At 59.7% G+C, this 13,218-nt stretch carries 1 protein-coding gene; it reads left to right on the top strand.

The features are described from left to right. The first annotated feature begins 843 nt into the window (after positions 1 to 843). A complete protein-coding gene (locus NKI46_RS04985; RefSeq protein WP_352745060.1) occupies positions 844 to 13,218 on the top strand; it encodes a CARDB domain-containing protein in 12,375 nt (4,124 codons plus the stop codon).

Below are 13,218 nucleotides of genomic sequence, written 5' to 3'. Positions count from 1 at the left end.
GTGAAGGTCATCCGGTTCCGGGAAGAGGTTCTGTTCTCGCAAGTTTGACGTCAGGATGTCTAACCGATTTTGAGCTGCCAATTTGCCAGCCGCTTGGAGTGCGCCCCTATTCTAAGCCAGTTTTGGTGGGACCCGTGCGACGAAAAGCATAAGGATTATGGACGACCCACTCTGTCCCACTTTCAAGATTGGCCATTGGAAAGGTTCAATTTTTGCTCCCCGGCTAGGGGCACCTCTTTTGGCGTAAACGGGGATTTTAGGCATTGGCCTTAGGTACGGTGCAAAGAAATTCAAAGACTTGCAGGAATACCTCGCCAATTGCGCGGGCGGTACTTTCGGACACGCTAATAAAGCAGTTGACATTGGTGTACTGCAGTTGCAACCTGAAAGTGAGGGAAAAAGCGAGCGGGAGAATAATAACGGCGGGTCATCGGCACTTACCAGTCGGGGCTAAATTGGCAGATTTTCATGCTCGAATAACTGTAACTTGGCAACTGATAGTATTGCCGAGTGGCTGGGGGTTGTCGACGTGGCAGCGTTCACGTTCACGGATGTATTGTTGCTGGCGTTATCCAGCAGTGAGAGTGTGAGTTCCGGGGGCCCTTCGACAACTATTTTCACTTGCCCAACGCCCTTTACCTTCGCCTTTCGCGGCTGTGGCGAGGAACAGCAACCGCGAGTTCCGACAATTCCTGCATCGGTGCCAGATCAGGCGTTTAGCCGAGGTCAGGTTGCGTTCTGGCCGACCCTAAGGTGGGCCCGCACGGGGAAAGCACTTCTTGCTCGCGGTGGAAGGAGCAGCGCTCAGCTCCCAAGCATAGCGTCTTGGCGGGGGCTACGGGCATGACATTCCGCTACCGAAACGCTAACTTTCGAAACAGTTGCTCGGCATCTGCGCTTTCAGCAGCGATCGGATATGTCACAAAGTCCAAGAAAGAAAAGCGGCAGGGAAAACGGCGCGAATACGAAACGCGAGCCGTTCATTTCGAAGCGCTTGAACCGCGACTGCTCTTGTCAGCTGACTTCATGCCGGTTCACGGGTCGATAGACGTACCGGGAGAAACAGATCAATTCACCTTTAACATTTCTGAAAACACGCGGATCTATTTCGACGCGCTGACGAGTGATGGCCAATTAGCCTGGACTCTCACGGGCCCGCGTGGATCCGAAGTCCCAGGCATCGCCATCACCAATTCGGATGGTCCAAGCGGGTCGGCAACTTCGGCTCTTGATCTGGTTGCCGGCGATTACACGCTCAGTGTCACCGGTGCGGCGGATGCGACCGGCTCCTACAGCTTCCGGCTGCTTGATGTCGCGACGGCGACGCCGATCACCTCGGGCACGCCGGTGTCGGGCACGCTTTCGACCGGTACGGAGACGGCGCTATACCGCTTCGATGCGCAGGCCGGTGAGAAGTTCTTCTTCGACCAACAGAGCAACAGCGGCGGCGCCGTTTACTGGCGCCTCATCGATCCGTTCGACCGAACGGTCTGGTCGAACTGGTTCCAGAATGGAGACGTCGACGTCCAAGCGCTAGCCTTCACAGGCAGCTACACGCTGGCGATCGAGGGCTACGTCTACAACACGGCTCCGGCCAGCTTCGATTTTGCGGTCCAGAAGGTGACAGATACGACGGCGGCGCTAACGGTCGGCGCAACGGTTGACGGAGCGATCGCGCATGCCGGCCAGCAGAACCGCTATACGTTCGACCTGGCGAGTGCGAAGCGGCTCTGTTTCGACAGCCTGACCAATACTGCTCCGAACCTCTCGTGGCGGTTGATCGGGCCGCGCGGCGAGGTGAACAGCACGCCCTTCAGCTTCTCGAGTTCGGACGGACCGTCGGGCACTCCGCTTCTGGACCTGGCGGCCGGATCTTATACATTGATTGTGGATGGCTATTTCGACGCGACCGGTCCCTACCGCTTCCGGCTGCTTGATGTCGCGACAGCGACGCCGATCGCGCTCGGTGACCCGGTGTCGGGTACTTTACCCTCCGGAAACGAGACGGCGCTTTACCGCTTCGATGCCGCAGCCGGAGATCAGATTCTCCTCAATCGACAGGCGCTCAGTGCCGGCAGCCCATACTGGCGTTTGATCGACCCGTATGGCGGTCAGGTTTACGCAAATTCATTTGCCGACAGTTCGACCCTAACGCTGCGACTGACTGGTACCTACACGCTGCTCTTCGAAGGGCAGATTGCGGAGAGCGGGGCGCTCCAATACACCTTCAATGTTACGTCCGAGGGCCATGTCGATCTGCCGGCTCCTACCGGAACAGTTCTTGTGCTGGATGCCACCACGACAGGTGCGATCGGCACGGCGGACGAAGAGGACAACTACGTCTTCGACATCACTCAACCGACGCAGCTCCTCTTCGATGCCCTAACGAATTCGGGCCTAAGCTGGAGCCTCATAGGGCCACTGGGCGAGATGGTTTCCGCTCGCTATTTCATGAATTCAGACTCGAATTTTGGAAGTGATCCGGTTATCACGCTCAAGATTCCCGGCACCTATCAGCTTCGGGTGCAAGGCAGCGGATCAACGGGCTCCTACAGCTTCCGGCTGCTTGATATCGCGACAGCGACGCCGATCGCCTCGGGCACGCCGGTGTCGGGCATGCTGCCGACCGGCAGGGAGACGGTGCTCTACCGTTTCGACGCGCAAGCCGGCGAGAAGTTCTTCTTCGACCAACTGAGCAACAGCGGCGGCACCAACTGGCGCCTCATCGATCCGTTCGGCCGGCAGGTCTGGTACAATGGTTATGGGGACCGGGATGTCGAGACGTTGGCCTTCAGCGGCAGCTACACGCTGGCGATCGAGGGCTATGTGTCCAACGCGAGCCCGGTGGATTTCAGCTTTGCGGTTCAGAAGGTCCAGGACACAACGGCCGCACTGACGGTCGGCGCGACGGTTAGCGGAGCGATTGCACATGCCGGCCAGCAGAACCGCTACACGTTCGACCTGGCGAGTGCGAAACGGCTCTATTTCGATAGCCTGACCAACTCCGGCTTGAGCTGGAGCCTAATCGGACCGCGCGGCGAGGAGGTCAGCAGTCGATATTTCTCCAGCTCGGATGCTGGTTATTATTACTCGGGCAATCCGGTGCTCGATCTGTCGGCGGGCAGTTATACGCTCATTGTCGACGGCTCTGGAGATGAGATCGGCTCCTACAGCTTCCGGCTGCTTGACGTTGCGACAGCGATGCCAATCACCTCGGGCACGCCGGTGTCGGGCACGCTACCGAGTGGCAAGGAGACGGCGCTCTACCGCTTCGATGCGCAGGCAGGCGAGAAGTTCTTCTTCGACCAACAGAGCAGCAGCGGCGGCACCGTCTTCTGGCGCCTCGTCGATCCATTCGGCCGGCAGGTCTGGTTCAACGGTTTTGGGGACCAGGATGTCCAGGCCTTGGCATTCGCCGGGACCTACACGCTGGCGATCGAGGGCTCTCTGTCCAACGCGAGCCCGGTGGACTTCAGCTTTGCCGTTCAGAAGGTCGAGGACACGACGGCCGCACTGGCGGTCGGCACGACGGTAGATGGAACGATCGGGCATGCCGGCCAGGAGAACCGCTATACGTTCGATCTGGCGGGTGCGGCAAGGCTCTATTTCGACAGCCTGACCAACTCCAACTCGAGTTGGAGCCTGATCGGACCCCGCGGCGAGGAGGTCAGCACTCGATATTTCTCCAGCTCGGATGCTGCTAGTTTCTCCAGCGACCCGATGCTCGATCTGTCGGCGGGAAGCTATACGCTCATTGTCGACGGCTACGGAGACGAGACCGGTTCCTACAGTTTCCGGCTGCTTGATATCGCAACGGCGACGCCGATCACCTCGGGCACGCCGGTGTCGGGCACGCTTTCGACCGGTACGGAGACGGCGCTATACCGCTTCGATGCGCAGGCCGGCGAGAAGTTCTTCTTCGACCAACAAAGCAGCAGCGGCGGCACCGTCTACTCCGTCTATTGGCGCCTCATCGATCCGTTCGGCCGGCAGGTCTGGGTCAACGGTTTTGGGGACCAGGATGTCCAGGCGCTGGCGTTCACCGGCAGCTATACGCTGGCGATAGAGGGCTATGTGTCCAACGCGAGCTCTGTGGACTTCAGCTTTGCGGTTCAGAAGGTCGAGGACACGACGGCCGCACTGGCGGTCGGCACGACGGTAGATGGAACGATCGGGCATGCCGGCCAGGAGAACCGCTATACGTTCGATCTTGCGGGTGTGGCACGGCTCTATTTCGACAGCCTGACCAGTGATCCCTACCTCACGTGGCGGCTGATCGGGCCGCGCGGCGAGCTGAACAGCACGCCCATCGGCTTCTCGTATTCGGACGGACCGGGCACTCCGCTTCTGGACCTGGTGGCCGGATCCTACACGTTGATCGTGGATGGCTATCTCGACACGACAGGCCCCTACAGCTTCCGGCTGCTCGATCTGTCAACGGCCACGCCGATCACGCTGGGTGACCCGGTGTCGGGGACTTTGCCCTCCGGAAACGAGACGGCGCTTTACCGCTTCGATGCCACGGCCGGAGATCAGGTTCTCCTCAATCGACAGGCACTCAGTGCCGGCAGCCCGTACTGGCGTTTGATCGACCCGTATGGTGGTCAGTTCTACGCAAGTTACTTCACTGACAGCCCGACCCTGACGCTGCCTCTGGCGGGTACCTACACGCTGCTCTTCGAAGGGCAGATTGCGGAGAGCGGGGCGCTCCAATACACCTTCAATGTTACGTCAGAGGGCCATGTCGATCTGCCGGCTCCGACCGGAACAGGCCTTGTGCTGGGTGCCACCACGACGGGTGCGATCGACACGGTGGGCGAAGAGGACAACTATGTCTTCAACGTCACGCAGTCGACACAGCTTCTCTTCGATGCCCTGACTAATTCGGGCCTGACCTGGAGCCTCATCGGGCCACAGGGCGAGGTAGTTGCCGCACGCGCCTTCACGAATTCAGATTCAGCGAATTTTGGAAGTGATCCGGTTATCACGCTCAAGATTCCAGGCACCTATCAGTTGCGGATTCAGAGTAGCGCTTCCTCGGTCGGGTCCTACAGCTTCCGGCTGCTTGATGTAGCGACCGCGGCGCCGATCACCTCTGGCACGCCGGTGTCGGGGACGCTACCGACTGGGACGGAGACGGCGCTCTACCGCTTCGATGCGCAAGCCGGCGAGAAGTTCTTCTTCGACCAACAGAGCAATAGCGGCGGCACCGTCTACTGGCGCCTCATCGATCCGTTCGGCCGGCAGGTCTGGATCAACGGTTTTGGGGACCAGGATGTCCAGGCGCTGGCGTTCAGCGGCACCTATACGCTGGCGATTGAGGGCTACGTCTACAACACGGTTTCGGCCAGCTTCACCTTTGCGGTTCAGAAGGTCCAGGACACAACGGCCGCACTGACGGTCGGCGCGACGGTTAGCGGAGCGATTGCGCATGCCGGCCAGCAGAACCGCTACACGTTCGACCTGGCGAGTGCGAAACGGCTCTATTTCGATAGCCTGACCAACTCCGGCTTGAGCTGGAGCCTAATCGGACCGCGCGGCGAGGAGGTCAGCAGTCGATATTTCTCCAGCTCGGATGCTGGTTATTATTACTCGGGCAATCCGGTGCTCGATCTGTCGGCGGGCAGCTATACGCTCATTGTCGACGGCAATCTCGACATGACCGGCTCCTACAGTTTCCGGCTGCTTGATGTTGCGACAGCGATGCCAATCACCTCGGGCACGCCGATGTCGGGCGCGCTGCCGACCGGCAAGGAGACGTTACTCTACCGCTTCGATGCGCAGGCCGGCGAGAAGTTCTTCTTCGACCAACAGAGCAGCAGCGGCGGCACCGTCTACTGGCGCCTCGTCGATCCATTCGGCCGGCAGGTCTGGTTCAACGGTTTTGGGGACCAGGATGTCCAGGCCTTGGCATTCGCCGGGACCTACACGCTGGCGATCGAGGGCTACGTCAACAATACAGAGCCTGCGGCGTTCACATTCAGCATCTTCCATGTGCCAGTTTCGGAACCCGTCCCCATCGCGAATCAGGAGGCCGTTCCGGCCCCCGATCTCGAAGTCACCGACATAGTCGTAAGTCCCGCAACGGGCTGGCTACCCGGCAGCACCGTAGGTCTTACCTGGAACACAACGAACATCGGAAACCTCGCCACATCGGGCTCTTGGACGGAACAGATTCGCGTTCGGAATCTGTCGACCGGACAGATCATTCGTCTGGATAGCATCGCCTTCGATGCGGGTGTCGAGGGGCTTGCGCTTGGCGACAGCCGCCCTCGCCAGTACAACTTTGTCTGGCCATCCGGTCTTGCGGGCTCTGGCGAGTTCATCTTCGAGATCGCGACCGACTCGGCAAATCAGGTGTCGGAGAGCAATGCGTTGGGCACCGCCGAATCGAACAACACTGCCCAAGTCGCAATTGCGTCCGCACCAGATCTGAAAATTCTCGATCTTCACGTCACGAGTGCGGAGGTTCAGGCGGGCGGCGCCCTCGTTATCGAGTGGTCGGACGCCAATACCGGCGCCCTCCCTGCCACAACCGGCTGGTTCACACAGATCGCGATCGTGAACACCGCAACCGGCGAAACCGTCCTAAACACGGCCATCTCCTATGACCCAGTCGCTCCAGGAAACGCACCGCTCGGAGCTGGCCAGACACGGCCCCGCAGTGTCACGCTGCAGTTACCGCACGGGTCGCGCGGTGCCGGCACGCTCGAAATCCATGTCACCGCCGACAGCAACCAGAACGGCATCGGAACGATCATCGAAGCCGCCGAAGGGGTCAACGCCGAGGCCAACAATAGCGCTGTTCTCGAAATCATTTCACAACCGAGGCTCTATCCTGATCTGGAAGCTTCAAACATGTCGGCCCCAAGTTCTGGGCAGGGAGGTGGTACGGTCACGGTGGACTGGACCGTCACCAACATCGGACCAGTCGACACCGGTGTCTCGAGTTGGAAGGACACGATCATCCTCAGCCGGGATTCCGTATGGGGAAACGAGGACGACGTAGAGGTCGCGAGCTTTACTCGGACGGGCGCGCTCGCTCCGGACGCCAGTTACACGCGTCAGGAGACAGTCACGTTGCCGCAGCGTCTTGATGGAACCTTCTTGCTGACCGTCCGCACCGATGCCACAGGCGCGGTTACCGAGCCGGACACCTTGAGCAACAATGTTGCGGTTCCCGTGACCATCGACCTGCAATCGCCGGCGGCGGATCTGGTCGTCGAGGCGGTCGTCGGGCCGCTCACCGGCCGCAGCGGAGAGCTGATCGACCTATCCTGGAGAGTCAGGAACCAGGGTGAAGCGACAGATGTGACTGTCTGGACGGATCGGATCGTGCTTTCCGCCGATGAGGTCGTCGACGCCACGGATCGCATTCTCGCCAATGTCGTGCACACTGGCGCTCTGGCCAAGGACGGCACCTATGCCGGCCGTGCGACCGTCCGTCTTCCCGATGGTCTCCAAGGCAGCTTCCACCTCCTCCTGATCACAGACGCCGAGGCCCGCGTCTACGAACGCGATGCCACCGCCAACAATATTGGCCAGTCTCTCACGACGATCGCGGTGTCCGCGGCGCCGGCTGCGGATCTGGTGGTGACCGGCGTGGTTGCGCCAGCGTCCGGAGTACCGGGTCAACACAAGACAGTTACCTGGACCGTTCGCAACGACGGGGAAGGTGGCGCCCGTGCGCCGTGGACCGACAGGGTCTACCTGTCGAAAGACGGAACGCTGGCCACAGCCATAGTGATCGGAGAGGTCCGTCGCGTCTTTGATCTCGCAGTTGGCACCAGTTACGTCGGAACGGTCGACGTCACGCTTCCGGATGCCGCGGATGACACCTACCAGATTCTTGTCGTTACTGATGCGAACCAGGAGGTTTACGAAGTTGACCGCGAGACCAACAACGCGTTGGGCTCATCACTCGCACTAAGTCATCCCGACCTCACCACTTCGAATGTTCAGGCTCCCGCCACAATCGTGTCGGGCAGTGTCATGCCGGTACGCTGGAATGTCCGTAACAACGGCACCGGGGCCGCCCTGGGCAGTTGGACCGACGCGATCTACCTCTCGCGTGATGATGTTATAGATGCAGAGGACATCAAGCTTGCGGACGTGCCTCATGTTGGCGGGCTTGATATTGATGGGGAGTATCTGGGCGAAGCGACAGTCGCGGTGCCACTATCTGCGTCGGGCGACTACAAGCTGATCGTCGTTTCGGACCAGCTTGACACCGTCCGCGAGCCTCAGGCAGAGGCTAACAACCTCGCCAGCAGTTCTCTGCATGTCACTTTGGCGCCCTATGCCGATCTCTCGGTTGGTAGCGTCAGTGCGCCAGCGCTCACCATTGGCGATCCAGCCCGCGTCACGATCGGATGGACTGTCACCAACCAAGGAACAGGCGTCGGCCAGACCCTGGCGTGGACCGATACGATCATTGGTTCGCGAGACGAAATCCTCGGCAACAGTGACGACATGGTCCTGGCGGAATTCCGTCACGATGGCGCTGTGGCTGTTGGCGGCAGTTATGATCGTAGCGAGCAGATCATGCTGCCCGCCGCATTGTCTGAACGTTTCACTCTGTTCGTTCGTACCGACTCCAAGTCGGAAGTATTCGAGAACGGATCGGAAGCAAACAATGCGGCAACGCCGGGACATCCCGTAGACGTGGTGCCGATACCCTACGCGGATCTGACGGTCACGGACTTGGTCGCGGATGCCTCGGCGCAGAGCGGCGGTCGGCTCAATGTCAGCTGGACTGTAAAGAACCAGGGCGTAGGTGTGACGGACCGTGACCAATGGACGGATACGATCACACTCATTGACGCCTCCGGACAGGCTGTCGCGGATGCGCGGTTTGACCATCTGGGAATTCTAGCCAACGATGCGAGCTACACCCGGTCGGCACAGATCGTGCTGCCGAACGGGCTCTCGGGACCCTACAGGCTCGTTGCCACCACCGGCGGTGTTTACGAGTTCGTCTTCACGGACAATAACGCGAGAACGTCCGATACTATCGAGGTCACCCTGGCGCCGAGCCCGGATCTGACCGTTACCGACGTCAAGGTTCCCGCTTCCGCTATCGAAGGAGATACGATCGACGTTTCCTGGACCGTCACCAATAACGGTCAGGGTGTCGCCAACGGTACGTGGAGCGACCGCATCGTGCTCCGTCCGCTCGCGGGCACGAACTTACCCGACCTCCAGGTCGGAACGTTCAGCTTCAGCGGGGAGCTCGCGCCAGGCAAATCGTACACGCGCACGGAACAATTCCGCCTGCCAGACAAGATCGAAGGCCTCTATCGCGCCTTCGTCGTCACCAATGCGCTGTTGCCAACCACCGACGAAGCCACCCTCCCGGAACCCAGCTACTTCCTCTACGAGCACGGCGCAGCGGCGACCAACAACAACACGGGCGATGACGGTACGCTTGCCGTCCAGCTAAAGCCGAGGGCTGATCTCCAGGTCGAGGCAGCCATCGTGCCGGCTCGCGTGCCAGCTGGCGGAACTGCCTCGGTCAAGTTCACGATCATCAACCAGGGGACGGTTCCGACAACGTCGCGGTGGAAGGATTCAGTATATCTCTCCCTCGACAACCAGGTCGATGCTGGGGACATGCTGGTTGGCACGTACGACAACCTTCTCGCACTCGATCCCGGCGGGCGGTACACGAAAGAGACTGGACCGATCGAGATTCCGATACGGTTTCGCCGTGATGCCTATCTGATCGTGCGTACGGACTCGGCCGATCAAGTCGAGGAGTATCCGAACGACGCCAACAACACGCGCGCGTTTGCCTTCTTCGTCGAGCCCGAACCCCTGTCGGACCTGGTCACCGGAAGCGTTGTAGCGCCTGTACAGGCCGTGGCAGGCTCGCAGATCGAGGTCCGCTTCACCGTTACAAACAAGGGTTCCTCAAGCACAAACAAGGACACGTGGTCTGATTCGGTCTGGTTGACGAAGGACCGTACGCGTCCGAGCCCGAGCAAGAACGGTGGCATCCTGCTCGGGAGCATCCAGCATAGCGGCGCGCTGCCGGTCGGACAAAGCTATGACCAGGTCCTGAAGGTGACGCTGCCCGACGATCTGGAGTCAGGTATCTATTTCATCACACCCTGGAGCGATTCCTACGACGTCGTCCTGGAAGATACGCTTGCTGTCAACGTCAACGCCGATGATCCGAGCGAATTCGACAACAACAACTACAAGGCACGGCAGATCCAGGTCCTCGGCCCGGAAACGATCACGCAGCGGCCAGACCTTAAGGTGCTGTCGGTCAGCGGACCGACGCAGATCGATGCCGCCGGCCAATATACAGTCAAGTGGACGGTCGGAAATGCCGGCCCAGGCGATACTGGCGATGTTGGCTGGGTCGAGAGGATATGGATATCCGACCGCCCGACTCTCGGTGAAGTCGGAGCGAAGGAGTGGCTCCTGGAGTCGCTTGATCGCAGCGGAGGATTGGCAGTCGGCGAAACGGCAACGAGCGAGCGAACCTATGATCTGTCACCTGCCATTCAGGGCCATTTTCTGATTGTCGACGTCGATGCAGGTGGTGCCGTTCCTGAAACCAACGAACTCAACAACAACCTGGTCGTCGCGTCGGAAGTCATACGCCATCCGGCTGACCTAAGAGTCACGCGGATCGAGGTTCCTGCCCAAAACTTCTCCGGCGAGAAGACGACGATCAACTGGACCGTCACGAATGCAGGCGCGGATGTCTGGCCGGACACCGCCTATTGGATCGATTCCGTTTTCTTCTCGCGAGACCCGGTCTGGAATCCTGATATTCAAATTTCATCCGCAGCCATTACGCCGCAGCGGACCCAGTTGCTTGCCACGTCCGTTCATAGCAATCAGGGTGGCTTGCGGGCAGGAGAAAGCTACAATGCCAGTGCCGAGGTCGTTCTTCCGCCCGGCATCGACGGCCCATTCTACGTCTTCGTTCTGACGGACGTGGTTCCGACGGGCAAAGCTCCCAAGGAGGAGTTTGACGAGGCAAAGGGAGGTGACGACCAAATACGCGAGTACTACCTCGAGTCCGTGTTCGAGGGCGCAAACAATACAAACAACATTTCAAGACAGGATATCTCGGTCACATACCGCGAGCCGGACCTTCAGGTTAGTAGCTTAGCGGTTCCTGCCACCGCGATCTCGGGGGACCGGGTCACCGTTTCGTGGCACGTGCTCAATGCAGGGACCCGCGAGACGCGCCAGGATGCGTGGGTGGATCGTGTCTTCCTCTCGCGAGACGGCTCACTCGACACCGGCGATTATGAACTCGGAAGCTTCCAGCACAATGGGAAGCTTGCCATTGGGGCGGCTTACACGGCTCTGCTGGACGTCGACCTTCCCGAGTTCATTGACGGCGATTTCCACATCATCGTCGAAACTGACGCCCGATCCGAGCGGGCGACGACAACATTCGTCCCCAGCACGATTGCGCTGGATTTGCCGGGCCTGCAGATCGCAAGTGATACTGTCCCCGAGTTCCAGGGCGAGGGCAACAACGCAACCGGAAAAGCTCTTCCCATTACACTGCGTGTCCCGCCGGACCTCAAGGTCTCATCGGTCACTGCTCCCCAACATGTGACCGCGGGTCAGCCGTTCGATTTCAGCTTCACTGTCCTCAATGCTGGGAGCGGCGACGTTCGCACCTCGCAAGATAGCTGGACTGATCTCGTCTATCTCTCCCGTGACCAGCATCTCGATCTCGAAAGTGACCGCTTCATCGGCGCCTACGAGCATACGGGCGGGCTCGCCGCGGGCCAGAGCTACACATTGGCCAAGTCAATCAGGGCGCCGGTGGGACTTGAAGGATCTTACTACCTTTTCGTCGTGACCGATCCAATCAGCGCAACAGGCCGCAGCTCGGTTTTCGAAGCGAACCTCGAGACGAACAACGCGAAATCAAGCGACCAGCCTCTCGTCTTCGAATTGCCGCCGCCGTCCGACCTCGTCGTCGACAACAATGTCGCAACCCCTTCGGTAGCGAAGGTCGGCGATACGCTCCAGATCAGCTGGACTGTCAGGAACCAGGGCGTCAATCCGGCGGAGGGTACCTGGACTGACGGCGTCTATCTTTCCGATGACGCAATCTGGGACATCAACGACCGTCTGCTCAAGCTCGTACCTTTTACGGGCTCGCTCCTTACAAATGACACCTATACTGTGAGCATCCCTGCGGACCTGCCGCCTGCCAAGGCCGGCCAGTACCGCCTGATAGTCCGGTCAGACATCTACAACGAGGTCTACGAAGGCCCGTTCAATGCTGAAAGCGAGAAGAACAACGCTGCTCCATCGGTCAATACGCTGAGTGTCAGCGTTGACGAGATGCACCTCGGCGTGCCGTTGCAGACGACCCTTAGCACGGGACAGGTGCGCGTGTATCGGATAACCGTGCCGCAGGGCGAGACCCTGAAGGTTCGCTTGACGGGTTCGGATTCGAACGCATCCAACGAATTGTTCCTTCGCTATGGTGACGTGCCCACTGGTTTCCTGTTCGACGCGATTTACCAGGATCCACTGCAGGCAACTCAGACAGCAGTAATTCCGGCAACAAAAGCAGGAGAATACTACGTTCTGATCCGAGGCCATCAGGAACCGTCCGAAGACACAGCTGTGACGCTCCTGGCCGAAGTTGCACCCTTTGCGATCAGCCGAGTCGAAGTCGATCGAGGCGGAGACAGCCGCTGGGTGACGTTCGACGTCTTCGGTGCGAAGTTCGCCACGAACGCCATTGTGAAACTCGTGCGCCCCGGCATCGCGGAATATGAGCCGGTGCGCTACGACGTGCTCGATTCCACGCACATCAAGGCGACCTTCGATTTCACCGACGCCCCCCACGGCCTGTACGACGTAAAGGTAATCAACCCTGACGGAACAACGGCCATCGAGCCTTACCGGTATCTGATCGAGCGGGCGCTGGAACCGGATGTGACGATCGGACTTGGCGGCCCCCGTGTCCTGCTGGCTGGAGATACCGGCACCTATGGAATCGCCTTCCAGTCACACACGAATGTCGACACACCGTATACATTTCTCGTACGGCGTCTCCGAGCTGCAGACGAATGCGATCATCTACAATCTTCCTTATGTGACATTCCAGACCAACCTTCGCGGCGGCACTCAGCCGCAGAGCGGCGAGGACGTGCCTTGGGCAAGTCTCGAATCGGATGCCAACACCAGCGGCACGATTCTCGCTCCCGGTTATCTCTATGA

Source organism: Mesorhizobium sp. M0615 (assembly GCF_040320805.1).
Classification (GTDB): domain Bacteria; phylum Pseudomonadota; class Alphaproteobacteria; order Rhizobiales; family Rhizobiaceae; genus Mesorhizobium.
Note: the sequence above shows the minus strand (reverse complement) of the source record. Positions and strands in the feature narration are given on the sequence as shown.